The organism is Streptomyces sp. RGM 3693, assembly GCF_050471125.1.
Taxonomy (GTDB): Bacteria; Actinomycetota; Actinomycetes; order Streptomycetales; family Streptomycetaceae; genus Streptomyces.
On record NZ_JBMPPQ010000002.1, the window covers coordinates 1,634,599 to 1,660,248 of the forward strand.

At 72.7% G+C, this 25,650-nt stretch carries 17 protein-coding genes, 1 tRNA gene and 1 pseudogene; 13 read left to right on the plus strand and 6 right to left on the minus strand.

All coding sequences use genetic code 11. The features are described 5' to 3' along the window. Nucleotides 1–108 precede the first annotated feature (108 nt). The 3 genes and pseudogenes from ACO0M4_RS24685 (at nt 109) to ACO0M4_RS24695 (ending at nt 4,387) form a co-directional block, all read left to right on the plus strand. Complete coding sequence (locus tag ACO0M4_RS24685) at nt 109–2,964, plus strand: alpha/beta fold hydrolase (protein ID WP_430373103.1); 2,856 nt, start codon at nt 109–111, stop codon at nt 2,962–2,964. Beyond that, nucleotides 2,961–3,820 (plus strand): annotated as a pseudogene (locus tag ACO0M4_RS24690) (ABC transporter permease). The gene ACO0M4_RS24685 and the pseudogene ACO0M4_RS24690 overlap by 4 nt, the downstream one beginning before the upstream one ends. A 129-nt stretch (nt 3,821–3,949) precedes the next feature. Beyond that, nucleotides 3,950–4,387, plus strand: a complete 438-nt coding sequence (locus ACO0M4_RS24695) for a hypothetical protein (protein ID WP_430373104.1) — start codon at nt 3,950–3,952, stop codon at nt 4,385–4,387. A gap of 71 nt (nt 4,388–4,458) precedes the next feature. On the opposite strand, the gene ACO0M4_RS24700 is transcribed toward ACO0M4_RS24695, so the two are convergent. Further along, a complete protein-coding gene (locus tag ACO0M4_RS24700; protein ID WP_430373105.1) occupies nt 4,459–5,478 on the minus strand; it encodes an alpha/beta hydrolase in 1,020 nt (339 codons plus the stop codon). 411 nt (nt 5,479–5,889) lie between these two features. Between ACO0M4_RS24700 and ACO0M4_RS24705 the strand changes: the two genes are divergently transcribed. Both ACO0M4_RS24705 and ACO0M4_RS24710 read left to right on the plus strand, forming a co-directional pair. Beyond that, the gene (locus tag ACO0M4_RS24705; protein WP_430373106.1) at nt 5,890–7,956 is read left to right on the plus strand and encodes an FUSC family protein; all 2,067 of its coding nucleotides are present in this window, start codon (nt 5,890–5,892) and stop codon (nt 7,954–7,956) included. Between the two features lie 152 nt (nt 7,957–8,108). Beyond that, nucleotides 8,109–9,269, plus strand: coding sequence for a rod shape-determining protein (locus tag ACO0M4_RS24710; protein ID WP_430373107.1), 1,161 nt, complete (start codon nt 8,109–8,111; stop codon nt 9,267–9,269). A 159-nt stretch (nt 9,270–9,428) separates the two neighbouring features. Here ACO0M4_RS24710 and ACO0M4_RS24715 read toward each other — a convergent pair whose 3' ends face one another. Continuing rightward, nucleotides 9,429–10,178 (minus strand): TetR/AcrR family transcriptional regulator, encoded by a 750-nt coding sequence (locus ACO0M4_RS24715; RefSeq protein WP_430373108.1) that lies wholly within the window; start codon nt 10,176–10,178, stop codon nt 9,429–9,431. 98 nt (nt 10,179–10,276) lie between these two features. Between ACO0M4_RS24715 and ACO0M4_RS24720 the strand changes: the two genes are divergently transcribed. Continuing rightward, nucleotides 10,277–11,683 (plus strand): FAD-dependent monooxygenase, encoded by a 1,407-nt coding sequence (locus tag ACO0M4_RS24720; RefSeq protein WP_430373109.1) that lies wholly within the window; start codon nt 10,277–10,279, stop codon nt 11,681–11,683. A 73-nt stretch (nt 11,684–11,756) separates the two neighbouring features. Here ACO0M4_RS24720 and ACO0M4_RS24725 read toward each other — a convergent pair. Further along, nucleotides 11,757–11,832 (minus strand) — tRNA-Arg (locus ACO0M4_RS24725). A 303-nt stretch (nt 11,833–12,135) separates the two neighbouring features. On the opposite strand from ACO0M4_RS24725, the gene ACO0M4_RS24730 reads away from it, so the two are divergent. From ACO0M4_RS24730 to ACO0M4_RS24760, 7 genes are all read left to right on the plus strand, one after another. Next, complete coding sequence (locus ACO0M4_RS24730; protein ID WP_430373110.1) at nt 12,136–13,896, plus strand: dynamin family protein; 1,761 nt, start codon at nt 12,136–12,138, stop codon at nt 13,894–13,896. Nucleotides 13,897–14,117: 221 nt separating this feature from the next. Next, a complete protein-coding gene (locus ACO0M4_RS24735; RefSeq protein ID WP_430373111.1) occupies nt 14,118–16,025 on the plus strand; it encodes a GTPase in 1,908 nt (635 codons plus the stop codon). Between the two features lie 362 nt (nt 16,026–16,387). Next, the gene (locus ACO0M4_RS24740; RefSeq protein ID WP_430373112.1) at nt 16,388–16,930 is read left to right on the plus strand and encodes a single-stranded DNA-binding protein; all 543 of its coding nucleotides are present in this window, start codon (nt 16,388–16,390) and stop codon (nt 16,928–16,930) included. 240 nt (nt 16,931–17,170) lie between these two features. Next, nucleotides 17,171–18,556 (plus strand): LAETG motif-containing sortase-dependent surface protein, encoded by a 1,386-nt coding sequence (locus ACO0M4_RS24745; protein WP_430373925.1) that lies wholly within the window; start codon nt 17,171–17,173, stop codon nt 18,554–18,556. Between the two features lie 285 nt (nt 18,557–18,841). Next, nucleotides 18,842–20,506 (plus strand): energy-dependent translational throttle protein EttA, encoded by a 1,665-nt coding sequence (gene ettA, locus ACO0M4_RS24750; RefSeq protein WP_430373113.1) that lies wholly within the window; start codon nt 18,842–18,844, stop codon nt 20,504–20,506. A 5-nt stretch (nt 20,507–20,511) separates the two neighbouring features. Then, on the plus strand, nt 20,512–20,946 hold the full coding sequence (locus tag ACO0M4_RS24755) for an acyl-CoA thioesterase (RefSeq protein ID WP_430373114.1): 435 nt from the start codon (nt 20,512–20,514) through the stop codon (nt 20,944–20,946). Further along, nucleotides 20,943–21,779 carry a hypothetical protein gene (locus ACO0M4_RS24760; protein ID WP_430373115.1) on the plus strand — a complete coding sequence of 279 codons (837 nt, stop codon included), beginning with the start codon at nt 20,943–20,945 and terminating at the stop codon, nt 21,777–21,779. Before ACO0M4_RS24755 ends, ACO0M4_RS24760 begins: the two co-directional genes overlap by 4 nt. A 487-nt stretch (nt 21,780–22,266) precedes the next feature. Here ACO0M4_RS24760 and ACO0M4_RS24765 read toward each other — a convergent pair whose 3' ends face one another. The 3 genes from ACO0M4_RS24765 to ACO0M4_RS24775 form a co-directional block, all read right to left on the minus strand. Further along, a complete protein-coding gene (locus ACO0M4_RS24765) occupies nt 22,267–23,127 on the minus strand; it encodes a hypothetical protein (protein WP_430373116.1) in 861 nt (286 codons plus the stop codon). Nucleotides 23,128–23,369: 242 nt separating this feature from the next. Continuing rightward, the gene (locus ACO0M4_RS24770) at nt 23,370–23,774 is read right to left on the minus strand and encodes a globin (protein ID WP_430373117.1); all 405 of its coding nucleotides are present in this window, start codon (nt 23,772–23,774) and stop codon (nt 23,370–23,372) included. Between the two features lie 126 nt (nt 23,775–23,900). Continuing rightward, on the minus strand, nt 23,901–25,628 hold the full coding sequence (locus ACO0M4_RS24775; RefSeq protein WP_430373118.1) for an FHA domain-containing protein: 1,728 nt from the start codon (nt 25,626–25,628) through the stop codon (nt 23,901–23,903). Nucleotides 25,629–25,650 lie beyond the last annotated feature (22 nt).

Here is a 25,650-nt window from a genome sequence, read left to right on the forward strand (position 1 = left end):
CGTACCACGGACGCGGTACGGGCCCGGCGGGGGCTACTGCGCCGGGAGGGCGCCCGGTTCCGCCCCGGGGACGGGCCGCCCGCCCGGACCGCTCCCTAGGATTCAGCTATGGATCTCCGACTGCGCGGGCGCCGGCTCTACGCCACCGTGGGCGCGCTGGCCCTCCTCATAGGAGGCGGCACCTGGGCGGCCGCCGCCTCGGACACCCCGCCCACCGTGCACCGCGAGGACCACGTCCTGACGATGCCCGAGACGCCCGGCGGCATCCGGACGGTGCGGATCGACACCTCGTTCTTCGCCGCGGGGGGCGACGCCGCCGGCCGCCGGCCCGCGGTCCTCCTCGGCCATGGCTTCGGCGGCAGCAAGACCGACGTCCGCACCGAGGCCGAGCAACTGGCCCGGGACGGCTATGCGGTGCTGACCTGGTCGGCGCGCGGCTTCGGCAGGTCCACCGGCAAGATCGGACTGAACGACCCGAACGCCGAGGTCGCCGACGTCAGCCGGCTGATCGACTGGCTCGCCAAGCGCCCCGAGGTGCGGCTCGACAAGCCCGGCGACCCGCGCGTGGGCATCGCCGGCGCCTCGTACGGCGGCGCCATCGCCCTGCTGGCCGCCGGCCACGATCCGCGGGTGGACGCCATCGCCCCGCAGATCACCTACTGGAACCTCGCCGACGCCCTCTTCCCCAACGGGGTGTTCAAGAAGTTGTGGGCCGGGATCTTCTTCACCACCGGAACGGCCGGTTCCGCCACGGGTGCGGCCGGTTCCCCCACCGGCACCTCGGGCACCGCCTCCGCCGCACCCGCCCCGTCCACCCCCGCCACTGCGCCCGACTCAGCCAGCTCGTCTGGCTCATCAGGCTCGTCCGGCTCATCAGGCTCGTCCGGCCCGTCCGTCTCCGCCGGCGGTTGCGGACGGTTCCAGCCCGCGCTCTGCGCGATGTACGAACGGGTCGCGGTCAGCGGAACACCGGACGCCGCGGCCCGCCGGCTCCTGGAGGCCCGCAGCCCCTCCGCCGTCGCCGACCGCATCAAGGTGCCCACCCTCCTCATGCAGGGCCAGACCGACTCGCTGTTCCCCCTCGACCAGGCCGACGCCACGGCCCGGGCCCTCCGCCACAACGGCGCACCCGTCGCCGTCGACTGGATCGCCGGCGGACACGACGGCGGCGACCGGGAGACCACCCGGCTCACCGCACGCACCACGGCCTGGTTCGACCGCTACCTCAAGGGCGACCAACACGCCGCCACCGGGCCCGCGTTCCGGGTCAGCCGCAGCGGAGGAGTGGACTCCACCGCCGGCACCGTACGGCTCCGCGGCGCGAGCGCCGACCGCTACCCGGGCCTGGACCACGACCCGCGCCCCGTTCCGCTGACCGGCCGGGAACAGCGCTTCACCAACCCCGCCGGCGCCGCCCCACCCGCGATCTCCGCCGTCCCCGGAGTCGGCGCCCTCGGCGACCTCTCCGCCCTCGGCGCCGGCGGCCTCTCCCTCGACTTCCCCGGCCAGTACGCCCACTTCGACTCCGCCCCGCTGCGCACCTCCGTCCACCTCACCGGCAGCCCCACCACCACCGTGCGGATCCGGTCCAGTTCCCCCGACGCGGTGTTCTTCGCCAAGCTCTACGACGTCGCCCCGGACGGCCGGCGCCAACTGCTGCCGTCCCAACTGGTCACGCCGTACCGCGTCGAAGGGGCCCGGGACGGCCGGACCGTGCGGCTCCACCTGCCCACCGTCGACCACGACTTCGCCGCCGGCCACCGCCTGCGCCTGGTGCTCGCCGCCACCGACCTGGGCTACGCCACCCCGGCCGCGCCCGCCACCTACACCGTCTCCCTGGCCGGCGGCACCCCCACCCACGCCCCGGCGACCACCGGGAACCTCGACGTGCCCACCGCACCCGAGGTGCGCAGCGCCGCCGCCCCGCTGCCCGCCTGGACCTGGTCGCTGCCCGCGGCCGCCGCGGTGGTGGCCGCGCTGCTGCTGCTCACCGCCCGCCGCAGGACCGCGGCGCCCGCCCCCGACCCGGCCCTGACCGACGTCCCGCTTCAGATCACCGACCTGAGCAAGCGCTATGCCAAGTCCACCGACCGGTACGCCGTCCGGGACCTGACCTTCCGCGTCGAACGCGGCCAGGTGCTGGGCCTGCTGGGGCCCAACGGCGCCGGCAAGACCACCACCCTGCGGATGCTGATGGGCCTGATCCGCCCGGACGGCGGGGAGGTCCGGGTGTTCGGCCAGGCCGTCCGGCCGGGCGCGCCGGTGCTGTCGCGGGTCGGCGCGTTCGTCGAGGGCGCCGGCTTCCTGCCGCACCTGTCCGGCCGGGCCAACCTCGACCTGTACTGGCAGGCGACCGGCCGCCCCGCCGCCGACGCACACACCGAGGAGGCGCTGGAGATCGCCGGACTGGGCGACGCCCTGGAGCGCGCGGTCCGCACCTACTCGCAGGGCATGCGGCAACGCCTCGCCCTCGCCCAGGCCATGCTCGGCCTGCCGGACCTGCTGATCCTCGACGAGCCGACCAACGGCCTGGACCCGCCGCAGATCCGCGAGATGCGCGAGGTGATGATCCGTTACGCCGCGGCCGGACGCACCGTCATCGTCTCCAGCCACCTGCTGTCGGAGGTCGAGCAGAGCTGCACCCACCTGGTCGTCATGGACCGCGGCCGGCTCGTCCAGGCCGGCCCGGTCGGCGACATCGTGGGCTCCGGCGACACCGTGCTGATCGACGTCGGCGCCGCCGCGCCGCTCCCCGACGCACTGGTGGAGAAGGTCGGCGCGCTGCCCGGGGTGGCCTCCGCGGCCCACGCCGACGAGGGTCTGCTGGTCCGGCTCGCCGCCCCCGACGGCACCCCGCAGCTGCTGGCCGAACTGCTCCGGCTGGAAGTCCCGGTGCACCGCGTCGGCCCGCACCGCCGCCTGGAGGACGCCTTCCTCACCCTGATCGGAGGAGACGGACGATGACCGCCACCACCCCGGCAGCGGCGCCCGGCTACCGCGCCCGGCACACCCTGCCGCTGCGCGTCGAGGCCCGCCGCCAACTCCTGCGGCGCCGCACCCTGGTGATCGCCGCGATCCTGACGCTGCTGCCGTTCGTCCTCGTCGCGGCGTTCGCGATCGGCGGCGACCCCAGCACCCGCAACACCGGCCGGATCAGCCTGATGGCCACCGCCACCGCCTCCGGCAGCAACTTCGCCGCCACCGCGCTGTTCGTGTCCGCCGGCTTCCTACTGGTGGTGCCGGTCGCGCTGTTCTGCGGGGACACCGTCGCCTCCGAGGCCAGCTGGTCCTCGTTGCGCTACCTGCTCGCCGCGCCGGTGCCGCGGGCCCGGCTGCTGCTGAGCAAACTCACCGTGGGGCTGGTGTTCAGCGCCGCCGCGATGCTGCTGCTGCCGCTGGTCGCCCTGGCGGTGGGCACCGCCGCATACGGCTGGGGTCCGCTCCAGCTGCCCACCGGCGGCGCGCTCGCCCCGGGCGACGCGGTGCTGCGGCTGGCCGTGGTCACCGGCTACGTCTTCGCCAGCCAACTGGTCACCGCGGCGCTGGCGTTCTGGCTGTCCACGGTGACCGACGCCCCGCTGGGCGCGGTCGGCGGCGCCGTCGGACTGACCATCGTCGGCAACGTCCTCGACCAGGTCACCGCGCTCGGCGACTGGCGCGCGGTGCTGCCCGCCCACTGGCAGTACGCCTGGCGGACGCGCTCCAACCCCAGATGGAGTGGTCCGGGATGCTCCAGGGCGCCTCGGTATCGGTGTCCTACGCGCTGGTGCTCACCGCACTGGCCTTCCGCGGCTTCGCCCGCAAGGACGTGGTGTCGTAACCAGGCCGGGCACCGGGACGCACACCGTTGTGCGAACGACTGTCCCCTTTGCCCGGCCCACCCCGGACCGCAACCTTCCGCCGGAAACGCGTGTCTACGCAGTCACACGCCTGAAGATGAGGACCCGCCATGTCCCGTACCGCACCGCGTCCTGTCACCGCCGTCGCCGCCTGTGCCGCGGCCCTCGCCCTGACCCTCGCCGCTACCGGACCCGCCGCCGCCACCGTCCGCAGCGACCCCAACGGCCGCCACACCGCCACCGAGATCCACCACTTCCTGACCGGCTTCTACGGCCAGCACGGCCCCACCCCCTACCGGCGCAGTCACCAGGTCTCCGCCTACCTCAAGGACCGCGCCGCCCACACCGACGGCTACGACCTGCTGCTCTGCGCCCAGAACACCCCGCGGTCGATCACCATCGGCAAGGTCACCACCGCCCAGTCCGCGGGCGTCGGCTGGGCCACCGTCACCACCCACTGGGACGGCGGCACCCGCCGCACCTTCACCGCCTACGTCGGCCTGGACTCCCACCCGATCACCCTCCAGGACGTCGACTGCGCGCCGTGACCCCCGCACACGACGAGGGCGGCCGCCACGGACCGGTGTCCGTCGCGACCGCCCTTCGGTCCGCCCCGCGCTCAGCCGATCGGACCCTGCATGTGGGCGCTGACCCACTGCATCGTGCCCATGCCCATGCCTTGGACGTAGGTGGCGCCGCTGTGCGTGCCGTCCGGCACGATCTGTAGCCGCGTCTTCACCGGCCCGTGGCCGTATTGGGCGATGAACTTCCGCACCTTCGGCAGCACGGTGTTCTCCTTGGAACCGTCCTGGAAGGCCAGGTAGACGTCCGGCCCGCCGCGGGCGATCAACTGGTGCGCCAGCACCTCGGGGTTGTTCTCCCGCATCGCCGAGAGGTGACCCCGCCACAGCGGCGAGTCCGGCACGATGTCCGGCCCGTTGGGGATCGCCACCTTGAAGTCCTTCGGGTTCTGCAGCACGTTCTTCAGCGCCGAGAAACCACCCGACGAGGAGCCCATGATGCACCACGCGTTGCGGGTCTTCAGGGTGCGGAAGTTCTCCCGGACCAGGTCGGGGACGTCCTTGCTCAGCCACGTCCCGATCTTCGGCTGGCCGGGGATGTCACTGCCGTCGTAGTACTGCTTGTCATTGGGGTTGAGCACCGGCATCACGACGATGAACGGCAGGCTCTTACCGGCCTTCGACCAGGTGGCGAGGCTCTCCTCCAGCTTGAGGTCGGAACCTATCCAGTAGTTGACCGGGTAGCCGTAGGCGCCGGGCAGCGCCTCCATGACCGGGAAGCCCTTGTTCGCGTTCTTCTTGTCGTAGTACTCCGGCGGCGCCCAGACCCACACCTTCCCCGTGAAGCCGGACTTCTTCCCGTGATAGGTGGTCAGGGCGATCGGAGTGTTCTCACCGGCCCCGCCGACCTTGCTGGTCTCCTGGAAGCTGATCGGGTGGGTGGGCATCTGCACCAGCGAGTTCTTGCTGGTCGGCGCGGTCTGCATGGCGGCACCCGTCCGGGGGCCACTGAACCGCACGGGGGTGGCCTCGGAGTCGCTCGTGCCGCAGCCTGCCGTGGCTCCGAGGACGGTCAGGGCGATCAACGCGATCACCGGTTTGACAAGGGATTTGCGCACGGGACCTTCTCCTTGGCGAACGGGCCGGGAGTTGTCCCGACCGGCCAGCAAGAGGGGACAGGGCGGGGACAGGTTTCCCTCCCGGGGTGTCTGGTTGCTCGCACCGCTCCGGGCCGAAAGTCCTTACCCCGCTCTGACCTGTGGTGTTTACGCTCACCGGAGATCCGGTTTACCGTCATTTTCCTGGTGGGGGTGTGCCGCTGAACCCAGATGGCCCCCGTGCGCCCCTCCCCACCACCCCGGGCACCCGCACGCGCCCTGGCGCCCTTCCCTCCCACGACGGCCCCGCCACCCGCCCTCCCCGCCCCCGCGCGCCCCCCTTCCGCACCCCCGCGGAGGCATCCGGGTACCCCTCCCGCACCCGCCGCCCGACACCCCGTCACCCCAGCTCCCGGCCCGTATCCTCTCGCTATGACCTGGTCGCGAGCGCTCAAGGAAGCCGCCCGCTCGGGGCTGACCATCGAACGGGCCAAACTCACCCCGCTGATCGCGATCCGCGGCACCGCCGGCGTGGCCGTCGTCATCGGCCTGTGCCTGTGGTGGGGCAGCCCCGCCCTCGCCGTCTCCTCCGCCTTCGGCGCCTTCTCCTCCGGCATCGTCACCTTCCAGCGCAGCATGCGGCCCCGCCCGGTCCTGGCCCTGGCCGTCGCCGGCGCCCTGGCGGTCTCCACCTTCCTCGGCTATCTGGCCGCCGCCCACCTCGTCGCGTTCGTCCTGCTGCTCACCGGCTGGACCTTCCTGGCGGGCCTGGCCTGGGCGATCGGCCCGGTCTCCGGCCTCATCGGCACCCAGACCGTGGCGATCATGCTGATCACCGTCACGCTCCCGACGTCCGTCCTGGGCGCCCTGCAACACGCCGCACTGATCGCCTTCGGCGGCCTCGTCCAGGCCACCCTCATCGTCCTGTTCCCGGTACGCCCCTGGGGCATCCAGCGCGACGCCCTGGCCGACGCCCTGGCCGCCGAGGCCGACTACGCCCGACGACTACGGCACGACCCGGTCGCCCCCTTCGACCCCGCGCCCCTGATGGACGCCCGGCTCGCCTCCGCCGTCACCCCCCGCCAGGCCAAGCGCCGCCCCGTCCAACTGCACGGCCCCCGCGGTCTCGCCGAACGCGTCCGCCCGGTCCTCGCCTCACTGGCCGACCCGGTCGTCGGCGCCCCCCTGGAAGGACCCGAACGCGACCGCGCCCGCGAACTGCTGGGCGCCGCCGCCACCGTCCTGGACGCCGTCGCGCACGCCGTACGGCACGACAAGCCGGTCCGGCTGCCACCGGAGGCGATGGCCGCCCTCGAAGTCCCGGCCACCGGCCCGATGCTCAGCGGCCCCGCCCGCCGCGCCGCCTACCGCCTGATCTCCCTCCTCGCCGACGCCGTCGAACTCACCGACGAACCCGTCGAGGCCACCCGCCCCACCACCACGGCCGAACGCGGCCACCTGCTGCGCCCCAGCGTCCCCAAACTCGTCCCGGTCGCCCTCCGCGCCCTGCGCCGCGAGGCCCGCTGGTCCTCCCACATCTTCCGACACGCCCTCCGCGTCGCCGCGGTCGCCGCCGCCGGCTACCTGCTCGCCACCGCCCTCCGGTTCGGCCACGGCTACTGGGCGCCGCTCGCCTCCGTCATGGTGATGCGCCCCGACTTCGCCCAGACCTACTCCCGCGGCGTCGCCCGCTTCGCCGGCACCCTCGTCGGCGTCACCATCGCCGGCGCCCTGATGGCCCTGGCCCATCCCGGCGCCTACATCAGCGCCGCCCTCGCCCTGGTCTGCGTCTTCCTGATGTACCTGCTGATGCGCACCGGCTTCTCGGTCACCTCGGCCTGCATCGCCGGCTACGTCGTCTTCCTGCTCGGCATCGTCGGCGCCGGCTGGGAACAGACCGTCCAGGAACGCGTCGTACTCACCCTCATCGGCGGCATCCTGGCGATGCTGTCCTACGCGCTGTTCCCCGCCTGGGAGACGCCCCGGCTCCGCGACCGCCTCGCCGACTGGCTCACCGCCAACGGCCGCTACGCACGCGCCGTCCTCGACGGCTACGCCCGGCCCGCCGAGCGCCGCCCCCGACAGGTCCGCGAAGCCCTGCTGGACGCCCGCGCGGCCCGCGCCGCCTGGGAGGTGAGCGAGGCCCGCGCCGAGAAGGAGCCGGTCCGCCACCGCGGCCTCTCGCTCCACGCGGCCCACGCCGCCAGCACCACGCTCGCCACGATGGGCCGGGTCACGATGATCCTGGAGGCCCACCTGCCCGACAAGGACGCCGAACCCTCGCCCGGCGCCGACGCGTTCACCGCCGCCCTCCGCCCCGCCCTGGACCGCGCGGCCCGGGCCGTCCGCGACGGCGCCCCCCTGGACTGGAGTGAACCGCACGCCGTCTGGGAACGGTGGAACGCCGAGGGCGAGCACGCGGGCGTCGCCGTCCGCGCCTCCGAACTCCTCCTGGACGCCCTCGACGACCTCGCCGAGGCGCTGCCCCCCGACCCCTGACCTTGCCGCCTCTTTACCCCGCGGGCCGCCCCCGCAGGAACCATTCCGCACCCCCAGTAGTCTAGATAATTGCCCGCAATTACCGTCATTGGTAGGTCAATGACGCTCTCTGCGGCGCAATGTCCTCCCGAGAGAGAGCAAACGAACTCCCCATGGCGTCCAGCACTTCGTCCGGTACGTACGACATAGGCATCGACCTCGGCACCGCCAACACCCTCGTCTACGCCCGCGGCAAAGGCGTGGTGCTGAACGAGCCGTCCGTGGTCGCCGTCAACGCCGCCGGCGACGTCATCGCCGTCGGCTCGGAGGCCAAACGCACCATCGGCCGCACGCCCTCCGGGATCACCGCGATGCGCCCCCTCCGGGAAGGCGTCATCGCCGACTTCGACGCCGCCGAACAAATGCTGCGCGCCCTGATGAAGAAGGCCCTGCCCAGCCGCCGCTTCTCCCGCCCCAGGGTCGTCATCTGCGTCCCCTCCGGCATCACCGGGGTCGAACGGCGCGCCGTCATCGACTCCGCGCGGGGCGCCGGCGCCCGCGAGGTGCACCTGATCGAGGAGCCGATGGCCGCCGCGATCGGCGCGGGCCTCCCGGTGGCCGAACCGGTCGGCTGCATGGTCGTCGACATCGGCGGCGGCACCACCGAGGTCGCCGTCGTCTCCATGGGCGGCCTGGTCACCGCCCACTCCGTACGGGTCGCCGGGGACGCGATGGACGCCGCCATCTCGACGTACATCAAGAAGGAACACGGCCTGGCCATCGGCGAACGCACCGCCGAAGAAATCAAGATAGCCATCGGCTCGGCCGCCTGGACCCCCGAGGACTCCACCGCCCTCGCCGCCCTCACCACTCCCACCGCGAAAACCGCAGCCGACCCCGAAGCCGACTCCGAGGCGTCCCCGTCCTCCCCCTCTTCGTCGCCCTCCCCCTACTCCTTCACGGTCCGCGGCCGCGACCACCTCAGCGGCCTCCCCCGCCTCCAGGAAATCACCGCCGAAGAAATCCGCACCGCCCTCACCGAACCCGTCGAGGCCATCGTCCGAGCCGTCCACCGCACCCTCGACGAATGCCCCCCGGAGCTCTCCGGCGACATCATCGAACGCGGCATCGCCCTCACCGGCGGCGGCGCCCTGCTCCGCGGCCTGGACCGCCGCCTCCGTCAGGAGATGGGTGTCCCGGTCACGGTCGCCGACGCCCCCCTGGACTGCGTCGTCAACGGCACCGCCAAGTGCGTCGACGAATTCGCCACCCTGCACGGCCTCTTGACGGGTGCGAAGGAGCAGCCCCGCAAGTCGGTACGACTGGGTATGTAGCGGCGGCGCCCGTGGGGCTTCCCCTGCCTTGTGGCTCGCCCGCCCCGAGGCAGGGGGCCGGGGCGGTTTCGGGTGCCCGCCCGGTGGGCGGCACCCACCCACCACCAGGGCCCGGCGGAAGGCACACACCACCGAAACCGCACCGCCCGCCCGACGACCTCACCCGCGCCCGACGTACGCCGCCAGCCCGTCCAGGATCCGTTCCAGCCCGAACTCCCAGGCATGGTCCCGGGATGCGCCCCCCGCGGTGTCCGCCACCGCCGCCGCCACCGCCGGAAACCGCTCGGACCGCCCGACGAGCAGCTCGTTCAGCGCGGCACTCATCACCGCCTCCGGCTCCTTCGCCCGGGCGCTGCCCACGCCCATGGACGCCGACACCTGCGCGATGGCCCGGATGTGCCCGCTCACCACCACCACGGCATCCAACTGCTCACCGCCCGTCAGCCCGGTGTTCACGAGCGCCGCCAACGCCCGCTCCGTCCAGCCGAGTTCATTGGGACCCATGACCCGCGGCCCGATGAGGACGCTCAACAGCCACGGGTGCCGGTCGAAGACCGCCGCGAGCCGCTCCGCCCACTCCCGCAACGCGCCACGCCAGTCGTCGGCCGCGGCGCCCGCCAGCTCCGGCGGTTCACCCAGCGCCATGTCGATCATCAGCGCGACCAGCTCCGACTTACCGGGCACGTACCGGTACAGGGACATCTTCGTGAAGTCCAGCTCCGCCGCGACCCGCTGCATGGAGACCGCGCCCAGCCCGCCGGTGTCGGCGAGCCCGATGGCCGTCTGCGTGATCCGCTCCAGGCTCAGCGCCGGCTTGGGGCCACGACTCGGCCGCCCGCGCCCGCCCCACAACAGCTCGACGCTGCCCGCCTGATCCCCGAACACACTGCTCTTCTCGTCTCCAGCCACCCCCGCATCCTAAAACTGTGTCCACGGGTATACAGATCTGTGTCCGCCGGATACAGTGACTTCGTCACCACGCCACACCGACACGGGGGGAGCGTCCAATGACGCACGGATCAACGACGACACCAGCCACGCCGGCCACCACCACGACCGCCGCGCCGGCCACGACGGCCATGCCTCCGACCAGGGAAGAAGGCACGCTCACCGCGCCGCCCGCGCCCACCCGGCCCCGCACGGTACTGATCTCCGGCGCCAGCATCGCCGGCCCGGCCCTCGCCTACTGGCTCGCTCGCTACGGCTTCCGCCCCACCGTCGTCGAGGTGGCGCCGGCCCTGCGCGGCGGCGGCTTCGCGGTCGACTTCCGCGGTGCGGCGCATCTGGAGGTGCTCCAGCGGATGGGCGTCCTCGACAAGATCAGACAGCGCCGCACCGCCGGCAGCCCCATGACCTTCATCGACGCCGAGGGGGAGCAAGTGGCCGCCATGCCCCCCGAGTTCGCGGGCGGCGACCTGGAGATCCTCCGCTCAGAGCTCTCCCGCATCCTCTACGACCACACCCACTCCACCCACCACACCCACCCCACCGACCTGGCCCACCCCACCCCCACGCCCCACGCCCCTTCCACCGAATACCTCTTCGGCGACACCGTCACCTCCCTCACCGAATCCGCCGACGGAGTCCACGTCACCTTCGAGCGCGGCGCGCCCCGCACCTTCGACCTGGTCATCGGCGCCGACGGCCTGCACTCCACCGTGCGCCGCCTCGCCTTCGGCCCCGAAGAGCAATTCGTCAGCCACCTCGGCTATTACGTCGCCGGCTGGGACCTCCCGACAACGGCCGCCCCCGACCTCGCGGCCCGCGCCGTCGGCTACAACGAGCCCGGCCGGTTGGCGACGGTCGGCCGCGTCCCCCGCCGGGCCGACGACCCCACCTACGGAGGCGAGACCTTCTGCGTCTTCGCGTCCGAGCAACTGAACCACGACCGCCGTGACCCGCAGGCCCAGAGGAAGGCCCTCACCCAGGCGTACGAGGGCGCCGGCTGGCGCACCACGGAACTCATTGGAACGGTCTGGGACGCCGACGACCTCTACTTCGACTCCATCAGCCGCGTCGACATACCGACTTGGTCGACGGGCCGGATAGCACTCCTCGGCGACGCCGCCTATGGCGCCACCGTCGGCGGCATGGGCACCGGCTCGGCGATCGTCGGCGCCTACGTCCTCGCCGGCGAGCTGGCCACCGCGGCCGGCGACCACCGCCAAGCCTTCGCCCGCTACGAGGAGAAACTGCGACCGTACGTCACGCGCTGCCAGGAAGGCGGCCGAGGCGCCGGTGAATTCCTGGCCCCCCTCACCCAAGAAGCACTAACCGCCCGCAACGCCGCCCTCAACGACCCCGCCACCCTCACCGCCATGCTCCAAGAGGGCCACGAAATCTCGGCCGCCATATCCCTCGACGACTACCCGTCCCTGCTCAACACCCCCACCCCGACACACCCCCACCCCTAACCGAACCGCCCCCAGCCCCAGGCCCCCCACCACCCACCCAACAAAAAGACCCTCCCAAAGGGAGGGCCTGTCCTGGTGCCCCCGGCAGGACTCGAACCTGCGGCCAAGTGCTTAGAAGGCACCTGCTCTATCCACTGAGCTACGGGGGCCGGATGGTGGGCGTGGATCACGAACCGCGGACCAGGATAGAGGCCCGGGTGGCTCGTCCCGGTTGCTTCACCTCCGTGGCACGTTGTGGAGGTTCGGTGAAGCGATCCCGATAATCGCAGGCAGGTACGAATCCTGCACGGCTTTTGCCGTCTCGCGTGGCGGGTGTTGTGCACTCGTTATGCCTGCGTCTGAGATGTTACGAAAATCCCATATCTCACCTATCGCGTTCCGTGGAGATTCTTGCGGCGCACACAAGGGGTTATACGCTTCAAAAAGCTAACTAAATTGGGCATTCTTCACATGTGGCGACCTTGGACGTAGGACCCCGGCTGATCGACGCACTGTCCGTTCTGCGTGACCGCGTCGACGCCGCACGATTTCCCCTGCCGCTCGGGGGCGCCGCCCGCGCCCGGCGCAATCGGGCCGAGCTGCTCTCCCAGCTGGACGACTATGTGATGCCCCGCCTGCGCGCCCCTAAGGCTCCACTTCTCGCGGTCGTCGGAGGTTCCACGGGGGCGGGCAAGTCCACCCTGGTCAATTCGCTGGTGGGGCGGCGCGTCTCGGAGGCCGGGGTGCTGCGGCCCACGACGCGTACGCCGGTGCTGGTCTGCCACCCCGACGACCACCGCTGGTTCGCCGGACAGCGGGTGCTCCCGGGGCTCACCCGGGTGTGGGTGCCGGAGCAGGACGGTGGCGAGGGAAGCGAGCGCAACGAAGGAGAGGAGAAAGGGCTCGGCGGTGGGCACGGTCGGGCGGTCGGTGAGCCGGGGACGCCGACGGTGCGGATCGAGACGGACGCCGCGCTGCCCAGCGGGCTGGCGTTGCTGGACGCCCCGGACATCGACTCACTGGTGGCCGGCAACCGCGAACTGGCCGCCGAGTTGATCTGCGCGGCCGACGTCTGGGTACTGGTCACCACGGCGGCCCGGTACGCCGACGCGGTGCCCTGGCATCTGCTGCGCACCGCCAAGGAGTACGACGTCACGCTGGTCACCGTGCTGGACCGGGTACCGCACCAGATCGCCGCCGAGATCTCCGCGCGGTACGCGGAGCTCCTGCAACGGGCCGGGCTCGGGCACGTTCCCCGGTTCACCATTCCCGAACTGCCCGAGTCTGCGGGCGGGGGCCGCGGACTGTTGCCCGCGACGGCGGTCGCCGGTCTGCGGGAGTGGCTGGAACGGCACGCCCAGGACCCCGTGGCCCGTAGTGCCGCCGCGGACCGGACCGCTTTCGGGGTGATCGCCTCGCTGCGCAGCCGGCTGCCCGCGCTGGCCGGGGCCGCCGCCGCCCAGCACGCCGCGGCGCTACGGCTGGCCGGCCGGGCCGAGGAGGCGTACGAGGAGGCCGCGGAGCGGGTGCGGCGCGAGGTCGCGGCCGGTGAAGTGCTGGCCGGCGACGCCCGCGCCCACTGGCACGCGCACGGGCTCGGCGGTCGCGCCGACGAGCTGCTGGACGCGTTGGCCCAGGGGCTCACCGCGCTGCTGGTCTGTGCCGTCGAGGAGGCCGACGAGCGGGCCGTGGTCGCCTGGCGGCGGGACCCCGCGGCGGCCGAGGCGGCGCTGACCGCCATGGACGGGGCCGCGGGAGCCGCCGGGCGGATCGGCGTGATCGTCCGGCGGTGGCGGCGTTGCCTGGAGGAACTGGCCGAGGAGGAGACCCGGGAGGCACGCGGAGGCCAGGCCGGTGACCGGGCCGACCAGGTCGACGCCGAGGAACCGGCGGCCCTGCTGGCCACCGCGCTGCTGGGCGGGCGCCGGGCCCGTACGGCGGGGGAGAACCTCGCCGACCTGTTGGGGGCACAGAGCGCGCTGCGGCTGTGTGACCAGGGTGCTCAACTGCTGACCAGGTATCTGGCGCACGCCCTCGACGGTGAACGGGAGCGCCGATTGGCCCCCCTGGACCGTCTGACGGTGCCGCCGGACCAGCAGGCCGAACTGATCGCCGCGGTGTCCGTGGTGCAGCGCGAGCAGCGCCGGACGCGGTCGGTGGAGGAGCGGGAGACGGAGCGGGAACGCGCATGCCCGGTGGCGGACCGCTGCGGGAGAGAGACGGTGACGCGGTGACGGAGTCCGGGGAGCGTCGGGCGGAGACCGGTGCCGGCGAGGACGGCGAGGGGGCGGCGTGGAGTGACGGGACGGGGGACGGCGGGACGTGGGACGACGGGGTGATCGCGCGGCGGGCGCGGGAGGGGGAGTCGAGGCACGGTGGGCGGGCCGTGGGACCTGGCGCCGGGGCGGATGTTCCGCCGGCGTCCGAGGCAGACGAGGCTGATGGGACGGATCGGATGGATGGGGCTTGCGGTGTGGACGAGGCGTTCCGTGGGCGGCGCCAGAGCAGGGGGAGAGGAGCGGGAGCGCTTGCGGGGGAGGGGTCGGGCAGCGTGCGCGGTGAGGAGGTCGGGGACTGCGGGCCCGGCTACAAGTGGGTGCCCGGCGGCGCACGGCGGGCCGCCGAGGAGGGGCTGCGGCCCCGGCTGGAGGCGCTGCGGGAGCTGATCGCACTGTCCCGGAGCCGGCTGGACGGGATGGTGCTGGACGAGGCCGGACGGGTGCTGGAGGCGGCCGACGAGCGGTACCGGCTGTCCGGTGAGCACACCGTCGTCGCCCTGGCGGGAGCGACCGGGAGCGGGAAGTCCTCGCTGTTCAACGCGTTGGCGGGGGCGCCGCGTTCGGAGGTCGCGGCGCGTCGGCCGACGACCGGCGAGCCGGTGGCCTGCGTTTGGTCGGGTGGCCGGCCGGGCGCGGAGGGGCTGCTGCGCCGGCTCGGGGTGCCGGTGCACCGCCGGTACACCCCCGCGCAGGGCAGTCCCGAACTGGCCGGATTGGTCCTGCTCGACCTTCCCGACCATGACTCCTCGGCCACCGCCAACCGCGAACAGGTCGACCGGATGCTGGAGTTGGTGGACGCGGTGATCTGGGTGGTGGACCCGGAGAAGTACGCGGACGCGGTGCTCCACGAGCGGTATTTGCGGCCGTTGGCGGGCTACGCCGAGGTCACCTTCGTGGTGCTCAACCAGGTAGACCGACTGCCCGGCGACGCCGCCGACCAGGTGGTGGACGATCTGCGCCGGCTGCTGGACGAGGACGGGCTGGCGCTGGGCGAGCACGGGGAGCCGGGTGCGGCGGTCCTGGCGCTCTCCGCGGCGACCGGCGAGGGCGTGGCGGAACTGCGGGAGGCACTGGGCCAGTTCGTCGCGGAACGGGGCGCGGCGGACCGCAGGCTGACGGCGGATGTGGACACCGCGGCGGAACGCCTGCGGACGGCGTATGTCGCGGAGAGCCGGGTGGGACTGACCGAAGGGGCCCGGGAGGAGTTCGACGACCGGCTCGCCGAGGCGGTCGGGGCGGTGGCCACCGGGCGGGCGGCGGAACGGGACTGGCTGCGGCATGCGGAACGGGCCTGCGGCTCGCCGTGGTCGCGGCTGCGGGTCCGGGGCAAGGGCCGGGGAGCGCGCCGGCGGGGCGCGGCGACGGCGGCCGGGGCCGGCGACGGCACGGGCGCAGTCCGGATCGGCGCACCGCGTACCGGGGCGGGACGCACGGGGGCGAGAAGGCCCGGTTCCGGGGGTGAGGAGGCCGTGCGCGGCGCCTCCGCAACCGCTGGCGCCGTCCCCGTACGCTCCGCTTCGGCCGGTGTCGCACGGGGCGAGGACGGGCGGGCGGCGGCACGGCCGGTGGTGGAGCAGGCGGTCCGGACCGTGGCGGGCGAGGCCGCGCTGGGGCTGCCGGTGCCCTGGGCGCAGGCGGTACGGGAGGCGGCGGCGCGGGGGGCCGAGGGGCTGCCGGAGGTGCTGGACGCGGTGGCGGCCGAGGGCGAGGAGGCGTTGCGGCAGGGGCCGGACGTGAAGCCGCGGTGGTGGACGGTGGCGGCCTCGTTGCAGGGATTGCTGTTCGTGCTGCAAGTGGTCGGTGCGCTGTGGCTGTTGGGCGCCGTGACGGGTGTGGTGGACGCGTCGGAGTGGCTGTCCGGGCTGCTGCCCGCGGTCGTGGGGTCGGTGGGTGGACCGTCCCTGACCTGGCTGTGCGGGGTGGCGGCCCGTGGACCGGCCCGGCGGTACGGGCAGGAGGCCGAGCGGCGGCTGCGGGGCGCGGCGGCCGGGTGCGGTCGGGCACGGGTACTGGAGCCGGTGGCCGCCGAATTGCTGCGGTACCGCGAGGTGCGGGAGCGGTACGCGGTGGCATCGGGCGTATGAGGCGAGAGGCGCCCCGTGGCGGGGCGGCGGACGGGGTACCGCCGTCCCTGCCGGGTGACGGAGTTGTCCACAGGCTCCGTTGTCCACAGGCCGCCACGGCCCGCGCCGAATCCGTGCAGCATGGAATCAGCGAAGCGCACGCGGGACGGCCGGCCACCGAAGACATGCACCGAAGGCACGGGCCGCCGAAGGCACAGCAAAGAAGACACGACGAAGAGCCGCACCGAAGAGACGTACCGAAGAGGCGCGCTCAAGAGACGTACTGAAGACGCGTACTCGTGGGGCGCGCGGAAGAGACGTACTGAACGGAATCGACGTACTGCTGAACAGACGTCATAAAGAAGGGGACGGGGGAGTCTTCTATGAACGACACGATGGTGACGCTGGTGGGGAACGTGGCCACGGCGGTGGAGTACCGGGAGACCGCGGCGGGGGTGTCGGTGGCACGGTTCCGGATGGCGGCGACCTCGCGGCGGTGGGACAAGGCCCGGGAATGCTGGGCCGACGGGGAGACGAGTTTCTATACCGTCCGGTCCTGGCGGGCGCTCGCGGACAATGTCGCCGCGTCGGTGGCGGTTGGTGAACCGCTCGTCGTACAGGGGCGGTTGCGGGTTCGGGAGGGCGAACAGCCGCCGGAGAAGGGGGGCCAGCGCTGGTTCGCGGCAGAGGTCGACGCCCTGGCGATCGGGCACGATCTCGCACGCGGGACATCCGCATTCCGCCGGGTGGTAAGGGCGCGGAAAGCAGCGGAGGAAACGCAACGGGATCCGGATGGCGCACCGTTGGAGAAAGTTGAATCGAGTACGACTGTGGTAATGGGGGCGCCGGCGAACCGCCGGGCGGCCGCTCCGGTGGGGCGTGCAGGCCCGTCTGGCAATTCGCCCCAGAAGGTATCTGTGCCCTGAAAAGGTACGGGGATTTGTCGATAATGCCAGGTCAGGGTGCGCGTATTCGGTAACGATTGCGATTCGGATCGCTTATAGGACGCTATTACCGGGGACCCTGATGCGCCCGCTCCATAAGATCCGACGAGTACTCACGGGGGCTGACCAGGCTGACCAGTTCGGCCGCTGAGTTCTTGGGATCTTTCCGGTGAGGCGACTCCCCAGCCGACCGCCTTGCCCAGAGGGGAAATCATGCTTTCGATGAAGGGGCGGGGCGCAGCCCGCCTTGCCGCCGCGGTCGTGGCCTCGGGCCTGATCGCGGCGGGCACGATAGCCACCGCGGGGACCGCCGCGGCGGACGACCCGGCCGCGTCGCACGGGGGCGCCACCGCGACGCTCGGCGGCCTGAAGACCTTCGATCAGGCCGTGGTGCACGGAAACGGAGGGGACCAGCGCGTCGGCGCCGGCCTCTTCGAGATGTCGGTCGACAACGGCGGCACGCTGCAGACGTACTGCATCGACATCCACAACCCGACGCAGCAGCAGGCCCGCTACCAGGAAGTGCCCTGGAGCGCCTCGTCGCTGCACAACAACCCGGACGCCGGCAAGATCCGCTGGATCCTGCAGAACTCCTACCCGCAGGTGAACGACCTGGCGGCGCTCTCCGCCAAGGCCGGCGCCGGGCAGCTGTCCGAGAAGACCGCCGCGGCCGGCACCCAGGTCGCGATCTGGCGCTTCTCCGACCACGTCAAGGTGGACGCGGTCGACCCAGCCGCCGAGAAGCTCGCCGACTTCCTGGAGAAGAACGCGCAGAGCGTCTCCGAGCCCAAGGCGTCGCTGACCCTGGACCCGCCGGCGGTCTCGGGCAAGTCCGGCAGCAAGATCGGCCCGGTCACCGTGCACACCAACGCCGACAGCGTCACCATCTCCCCGGCGGCGGGCGTGCCCGCCGGCGTGAAGATCGTGGGCAAGGACGGCAAGCCGGTCACCAGCGCCGCCGACGGCACCCAGCTGTTCTTCGACGTCCCCAAGGGGGCCGCCGACGGCAACACCTCGCTGACCGCGCAGGCCGCGACCAAGGTCCCGGTCGGTCGGGCCTTCACCGGCATCGGTGAGCACGCCAAGAGCCAGACCCAGATCCTGGCTGGCTCCAGCGAGTCCACGGTCTCCGCGGCCGCCACGGTCTCCTGGAAGAAGCAGGGTGCGATCCCCGCGATCACCGCGGAGAAGAACTGCTCCAAGGGCGGCGTGGACGTCACCGCGACCAACAAGGGCGATGAGGCGTTCCGCTTCCAGCTGTCCGGCAAGGACTACGAGGTCGCGCCGGGCACGGCCAAGACCGTGACCGTTCCGGTCGGCGAGGACCAGCCGTACCAGATCACGATCACCGGCGCGGGCGGCTTCAAGAAGACCTTCTCCGGCGTCCTGGACTGCAAGACCGCCGGTCAGCCCTCCTCGCACCCCAGCCCGGCCACGGCCGGCGGCACCACGGGTGGTAGCACCACCGGCGGTCACGGCACCGACCTGGCCGAGACCGGTTCCAGCAGCGCCACCCCGGTGATCGCGGGCATCGCGGTCGCCCTCGTAGTGGTCGGCGGCGGAGCGGTGTTCTTCCTGCGTAAGAAGAAGACCGGACAGTCCGCGTAAGCGAGACGGTCAGTCGTCACTGTCACAACAGAACTCGTGACCACCGGTGAGCGAGCCGTCGGCGCACCGTGAGCCGGTGATCACCGGGCGCGTACCGCAAAGGCCCCGGAGCGAAGTGTCCGCTCCGGGGCCTTTGCCGTCCGTCCCTCGGTACCCGTTTCCGTCCGGGGATGGACGTACGGCAAGATGGGGTGTATCTGCCCTCGCGCGGCCACGCCGCACCACGGCCCACGCGGCGGAGCCACCCAGACCACCTGATAGATCCAAACTGGCGGACGGTTTCTCTTGGCTGAGTACATCTACACGATGCGCAAGGCGCGCAAGGCGCACGGCGACAAGGTCATCCTCGATGACGTGACGCTGAGCTTCCTGCCGGGCGCGAAGATCGGTGTCGTGGGTCCCAACGGCGCCGGTAAGTCCACGGTGCTGAAGATCATGGCCGGTCTTGAGCAGCCGTCGAACGGTGACGCCTTCCTCTCTCCCGGCTACACGGTCGGCATGCTCCTTCAGGAGCCGCCGCTCGACGAGTCCAAGACGGTCCTGGAGAACGTCCAGGACGGCGCCCGCGAGACCATGGACAAGCTCAAGCGCTTCAACGAGGTCGCCGAGCTGATGGCGACCGACTACTCCGACGCGCTGATGGAGGAGATGGGCAAGCTCCAGGAGGACCTGGACCACGCGAACGCCTGGGACCTCGACACCCAGCTGGAACAGGCCATGGACGCCCTCGGCTGCCCGCCCGGCGACTGGCAGGTCACCAACCTCTCCGGTGGTGAGCGCCGCCGCGTCGCGCTGTGCAAGCTGCTGCTGGAGGCCCCCGACCTGCTCCTCCTCGACGAGCCCACCAACCACCTCGACGCCGAGTCGGTGCAGTGGCTGGAGCAGCACCTGGCGAAGTACCCCGGCACCGTCGTCGCCGTCACCCACGACCGGTACTTCCTCGACAACGTCGCCGGCTGGATCTGCGAGGTCGACCGCGGCCGCCTCCACGGCTACGAGGGCAACTACTCCAAGTACCTGGAGACCAAGCAGACCCGCCTGAAGGTCGAGGGTCAGAAGGACGCCAAGCGCGCCAAGCGCCTGAAGGAAGAGCTGGAGTGGGTCCGCTCCAACGCCAAGGGGCGGCAGGCCAAGTCCAAGGCCCGACTGGCGCGTTACGAGGAGATGGCCGCCGAGGCCGACCGGATGCGGAAGCTGGACTTCGAGGAGATCCAGATCCCGCCGGGCCCGCGTCTGGGCAGCGTCGTCGTCGAGGTCGACAGCCTCAACAAGGCGTTCGGTGAGAAGGTCCTCATCGACGACCTCAGCTTCACGCTGCCGCGTAACGGCATCGTCGGCATCATCGGCCCGAACGGCGCCGGCAAGACCACGCTGTTCAAGATGATCCAGGGCCTGGAGACCCCGGACGCCGGCGACATCAAGGTCGGCGAGACCGTCAAGATCTCCTACGTCGACCAGAGCCGCGAGAACATCGACCCCAAGAAGACCCTGTGGGCCGTGGTCTCCGACGAGCTCGACTACATCAACGTCGGCCATGTCGAGATGCCCTCGCGGGCCTACGTCTCCGCGTTCGGCTTCAAGGGCCCGGACCAGCAGAAGCCGGCCGGCGTGCTCTCCGGTGGTGAGCGCAACCGCCTCAACCTGGCGCTCACCCTCAAGCAGGGCGGCAACCTCCTGCTCCTCGACGAGCCGACCAACGACCTCGACGTCGAGACGCTGTCCTCCCTGGAGAACGCGCTGCTGGAATTCCCCGGCTGCGCCGTGGTCGTCTCCCACGACCGCTGGTTCCTGGACCGCGTCGCCACGCACATCCTGGCGTACGAGGGCAACTCCAAGTGGTTCTGGTTCGAGGGCAACTTCGAGTCGTACGAGAAGAACAAGATCGAGCGGCTCGGCGCCGATGCGGCCCGTCCGCACCGTGCGACGTACAAGAAGCTGACCCGGGGCTGACCGTCGTGCGACACCTCTACTCCTGCCCCCTGCGCTGGTCGGACATGGACGCGTTCGGCCATGTCAACAACGCGGTGTTCGTCCGCTACCTCGAAGAGGCGCGGATCGACTTCATGCGCCGGCTGGCGCCGGGGGACGGCAGCCCCTCGTTCGAGGGCGGCTCGGTCGTCGCCCGGCACGAGATCGACTACGTGCGGCAGCTGGTCCACCGGCCCGAGCCGGTGACCGTCGAGCTGTGGGTGACGAAGATCAGCGCCGCGTCGATGACGGTGGGGTACGAGGTCAAGGACGAGGACACGGTCTACCTGCGGGCCCGGACCGTGGTCGTGCCGTTCGACTTCGCCGCGGGGCGGCCGCGCCGCCTCACGGCGGAGGAGAAGGCGATCCTCAAGGACTACCTGGACGACGCCGCGCATCAGGAAGGGGCCGTCGCCGTATGACGGTGCTGCGGTTGGCCGACGCCGGGGAGGCGGGGGATCTCGCCGCCTTCCTCGCCCGGCTGATCCACTACGACCGCGGGGCGGCGGTGCGGCTCCAGGCCGGTAACGGGGTGCTGGCCGTCTTCGGCCGCCCGCCGTCGTTCGAGGTGTTGGCGATCCGGACGGCGCGGCTGGCGGCCGACGGCGTTACGGAGGGGGCCGGCGGGGGCCGGGACGGTGGTCCCGGTCTGGACGTGACGGTTTCCGCGGGGGAACTCCTCGAAGGCATCTCGGAGGCGGCGGGCAGCGTCACCGTGCCCGCCCCGGTCACCGGCCCGCCGTGGGCCGGGGTGCTGCCGCCGCGGGGCGGCTGGACGCGGGTGCCCGGGCTGCCGGCTCCGGAGGCGTTGCTGCGTGCGGTGTCCGCCGCGGTCGCCGAATTCCGCGCCCGGGACGAGGCGTTGCCGCCACAGCGGCGCAACCGGAACGAGCGGGACCGGATCGGGCGGGAGATCTGGTCGCGGACGCTGGGCGATACGGAGCTGCCGTTGCGGGCGGTGCATGCCGCGCAGGCGCTCGGGTTCCTGCGTCGGGCGCGGGCCGGGGCGATGGCGGCCTCCGGGAGCGCGGGCGCGGCCTCCCGTGCGGGTGCGGCCTCCCGTGCGGGTGCCGCGGGCGGTGCGGTGTCCGGCCCGGCCGGTGTGGCGGGTGCGGAGGCGTCGGTGCCGACGCTGGCGCTGTTGGCTGCCGGGGGGTGGCTGCGGCTGAGCACGCCGTACGGGTCGATTGCCGTGCGGGCGGGTGGGCCGGCGGGGTTGGCCGGGCTGTCGGGGCTCACGGTTACGCCGGTTTGACGGGGCCCTGGCGGGCCCGGGTTTTCGAGGGCTGCGCAGGGTGTGGTGGGCGGTGCCTTGGCGCTTGGCGCCTTGGTGGTGAGTGTCCGGGGCCGGTGGGGTGCGGGTTGAAGTGGGCGCCCGGGTGCGGGCTGTGGTCGTTCGTGGGGTGTGCCCCGGTCCCGCCCCTTCCCGAAACCGGGGGTGAGCCCCGGGCCCCGAGTTCCAGGCCACGGGATCTTTTTGCGTTGCAGGGGTCCCGGCCGTCTGCGTGGGGCCTCGCCCTGCGGGCTCGTTGTCGCCCTGCGGGCTCGTCCTCAAACGCCGGACGGGCTGGGGGAATGCCGGTCGGGTTGGGGGGACGCCGGTCGGGCTGGGGGACGCCGGTCGGGCTGGGGGACGCCGGTCGGGTTGGGGGAATGCCGGACGGGTTGGGGGACGTCGGTCGGGTTGGGGAACGCCGGTCGGGTTGGGGACCTGAGGCGTTGGGCCGGGCGGAGGTCCGTCCTCAATCGTCGGACGGGCTGGAGGCGGGTGGGGGCGGTGGGGCGTCGGGCCAGACGCCGATGTGGTCGGGTTCCCGTTGGAGGAGGACGCGGTCCTGCATGCCCAGGGGGGCGGTGCAGTCGGCGGGGAGTTGGAGGCGGCCGGCGCGGTCGAGGGTGGCGTATTCGCGGGCCACTACGGATTCCTGACCGGTCGTGGCGTCGATTTCCATGCGGCGCAGGACTTCTGAGGAGGTGCGTCCGTCGCGGATGGCGACCGTGCGGCGGACTTCGTCGGCCACCTTCTGGTCGTGGGTGACGATCACGATCGTGGTGCCCAGTTCCTCGTTGGCGGTGCGGAACGCGGCGAAGTTGGCGGTGAGGTAGGGGAGCAGGTTGCGGGCGGTCTGTTGCCAGACGAAGCCGACGACGTTGCGGCGGTAGTCGAGGCGGCTGCGGTCGAGGGCCGCGAGGTGGGTGAGGTCGGGCTCCTCACCGCCCGTCGTGTCCCCGGTCGGCGGCCGGAAGGTGCGCGGCAGCGCGTACGGCCCGGAGCGGGTCAGCGTGCGGACGGTGAACGGCAGTCCGTCGAAGGCCCGCCGGGCGCCCCGCTCCACCGCCTGGTCGGCAGACTGCCGTCCGGAGGAGGGGAGTTGGGCCCTGATCTGGAGGGCGGCGGCGGCCGCGGTGGGGGTCTCCCCTGCCTGAACAGAGGTGAGGACTCGGGGACGGGCCCGTAGGGCCTGCCGCAGTCCGGCGTCGCCGGCCGCGTCGGAGAAGGCGGCGAGGGTGGCCAGGACGGTGGCGGTCAGCACCACCGTGAGCAGGGCGGCGGCCAGCAGCACGCGGTGCGCGCGGACCCGCAGCACGATGAAGCCAGACACGAATCCCCCCGGTGCGGCGCAGGCCGCCGGCCGGGGTGTGCCGGTGGCTCCCAGCACCCGAAAACCCCGAAAGCCCGGAAAACCCCGAAGGCCCCGAAGGCCCCGAACACATGGCGTATCCGAAGGAGTGATCGGATGTCGTGGATGTTTTCAGAGGGCGGCGGCGCCGGGTCAGGGTTCGTGGGTGGTCTTGACCGGATCGTGACGGGGGAGCGAGGGTTCCGGTCGGTGTGACCGTTCTCTCAGTCCGCGGTGTTGACCATCGATGCGGCCGCGTACGCGAGGTAGTCCCACAGCTGCGCCCGGTGTTCCTCGGCGAGCCCGAGGGAGTCCACGGCGTCCCGCATGTGCCGCAGCCAGGCGTCGTGCGCGGCCCGGTCGACGGTGAACGGGGCGTGCCGCATCCGCAGCCGGGGGTGGCCGCGGTTCTCGCTGTAGGTGCGGGGGCCGCCCCAGTACTGCATGAGGAAGAGGACGAGGCGCTCCTCGGCCGGTCCCAGGTCCTCTTCCGGGTACATCGGCCGCAGCAGCGGGTCCTCGGCAACCCCCTCGTAGAAGCGGCGCACCAGGCGGCGGAAGGTGTCCTCGCCACCGACCTGCTCGTAGAAGGTCTGCTCCTGAAGCGTGCCGTGCGGAATGTTGTTCACCGGTCCATGGTGGCAGACGCCCCGACCGAGGACTCCGGACTTAGGACGGTCGATGCCGGACGCAACTCCGGGGCGTGATCGTCTGATCACGCCCCGGAGTTGGGGTGTGCGCTGGTGCTGCCGTGGTCAGCCGCGGCGGACGGTCAGCGTCGTCCAGGCGCCGACGTGCACCCGGTCGCCCTCGTGCAGCGGCACCGGGACGTACGGCTGGATCGGCTCCTCGGCGAGGTTGACCGTGGTGCCGTTGGTGGAGTTCTGGTCCACCACGGCCCAGCTGCCGTCCTGCTGCTGGACGAGCAGTGCGTGCTGGTGTGAGACGCCCGGGTCCTCCGGGGTCCGGCCCAGGTCGACGTCCGGGGACTCGCCGGTGCTGTTGCGGCGCCGGCCCACCGAGATCTGGCCGTTGGCGAGCGGCAGCACCTGCTCGGGGGAGTACGAGGGCAGGTTGAGCCCCGCCGCCTCCGGGCCGCTGCGGCCCATCATCGCCATGAAGTACTCGCGGTCCGGCGCGATGGCCACCACCCAGCCGTCGCCGACCACCGGCGGCGGACCCTGCGGCGGCGCCGCCGGAGCCTGGCCGGGGCCACCGGGCCACTGGTTGTCAGGTCCCGGTTGCGGCTGCTCGAAGCCCTGCTGCGGCTGCTCGTACGGGGCCGGCTGTCCGAAGCCCTGCTGCGGCGGGAACGGGGCCGGCGGCTGCTGCTCGAACGGGGCCTGCGGGCCGGGTCCGGGGTGCGGCGGTGCCATCGGTGGGGCGGCGTTCCCCGGGTGCTGCTGGTGCGGCGGGCTCAGCGGCCAGTCGTCACCGCCCTGTTGCGGGGCCGGCGGCGGACCGGGCTGACCGGCCGGGCCGGGGCCGGGCATGCCGGGGGGCATACCCGGCGGCATACCGGGGGGCGGTCCGGGCTGACCCGGGAAGCCGCCGGGGCCGGGCATGCCGGGCGGCGGGCCCGGCTGCTGCGGCTGGTGCTGCGGCGGCTGCTGCTCGAACGGGGCTTGCTGCTCGAACGGGGCCTGCGGCGGCGGGAAGCCGTAACCGCCCTGGCCGCCCTGCGGACCGGGGCCGGGCATCGGGGCACCGGGGCCGCCCGGACCACCGGGACCGGGTGCCGGCGGCGGGAAGCCGTAGCCGCCCTGCGGCGGTTGGCCGCCGGGGCCGGGCATACCGGGCGGCGGCGCGAACGACGCCGGCGAGTTGGTGAGGAAGTTGTACTGGCACTCGGCGCAGAACGGCGTCATGCCCTCGCGCGGCGTACGGCACTGCGGGCAGAACTCCGTGGACTGCTCGGGGCCGGGCGCGGGCGCGGGGGCCGGCGCGCCGTGCGGCGGCGTGCCGGGGCCACCCGGGCCGGGTGCCGGGGGCGGGAAGCCGTAGCCGCCCTGCGGCGGTTGGCCGCCGGGGCCGGGCATACCGGGCGGCGGGCCCGGCTGGTGTGGCTGCTGCGGCGGCTGTTGCTGTTCGAACGGGGCCTGCTGTTCGAACGGGGCCTGCGGGCCGGGTCCGGGCTGCGGCGGCGGGAAGCCGTAACCGCCCTGGGCCTCGGGGCCGGGTCCGGGCGCGCCGGGACCGCCCAGACCGGGCGGCGGGCCGGGCTGGCCGACCGGGCCGGGTCCGGGCATGCCCGGCGGCGGGCCGGGCTGACCCGCCGGCGGGGGACCGGCGTGGCCGGGCGGCGGCGGTCCGGGCTGGCCGGGCGGCGGGCCCGCGGGGCCGGTCGGCTCGGCGGGCGGCGGCGTGGTCAGGAATCCAGCGGGCAGAGAGGGTGGCGGGGGGACGGCACCCGCCATGCGCTGGCCGCACACCTCGCACCAGTCTTCGGCCACCGACTGGTGGCCGCTCGGGCAGGTCGGCATGTCGGTTCTTCCCCCTCCGTAC

What these genes read in the sequence shown, in the direction of transcription:
- ACO0M4_RS24685 (WP_430373103.1), top strand. Translation starts at nt 109, where the DNA reads ATGGATCTCCGACTGCGCGGGCGCCGGCTCTACGCCACCGTGGGCGCG.
- ACO0M4_RS24695 (WP_430373104.1), top strand. Translation starts at nt 3,950, where the DNA reads ATGTCCCGTACCGCACCGCGTCCTGTCACCGCCGTCGCCGCCTGTGCC.
- ACO0M4_RS24705 (WP_430373106.1), top strand. Translation starts at nt 5,890, where the DNA reads ATGACCTGGTCGCGAGCGCTCAAGGAAGCCGCCCGCTCGGGGCTGACC.
- ACO0M4_RS24710 (WP_430373107.1), top strand. Translation starts at nt 8,109, where the DNA reads ATGGCGTCCAGCACTTCGTCCGGTACGTACGACATAGGCATCGACCTC.
- ACO0M4_RS24720 (WP_430373109.1), top strand. Translation starts at nt 10,277, where the DNA reads ATGACGCACGGATCAACGACGACACCAGCCACGCCGGCCACCACCACG.
- ACO0M4_RS24735 (WP_430373111.1), top strand. Translation starts at nt 14,118, where the DNA reads ATGGATGGGGCTTGCGGTGTGGACGAGGCGTTCCGTGGGCGGCGCCAG.
- ACO0M4_RS24740 (WP_430373112.1), top strand. Translation starts at nt 16,388, where the DNA reads ATGAACGACACGATGGTGACGCTGGTGGGGAACGTGGCCACGGCGGTG.
- ACO0M4_RS24745 (WP_430373925.1), top strand. Translation starts at nt 17,171, where the DNA reads ATGAAGGGGCGGGGCGCAGCCCGCCTTGCCGCCGCGGTCGTGGCCTCG.
- ACO0M4_RS24760 (WP_430373115.1), top strand. Translation starts at nt 20,943, where the DNA reads ATGACGGTGCTGCGGTTGGCCGACGCCGGGGAGGCGGGGGATCTCGCC.
- ACO0M4_RS24775 (WP_430373118.1), bottom strand. Translation starts at nt 25,628, where the DNA reads ATGCCGACCTGCCCGAGCGGCCACCAGTCGGTGGCCGAAGACTGGTGC.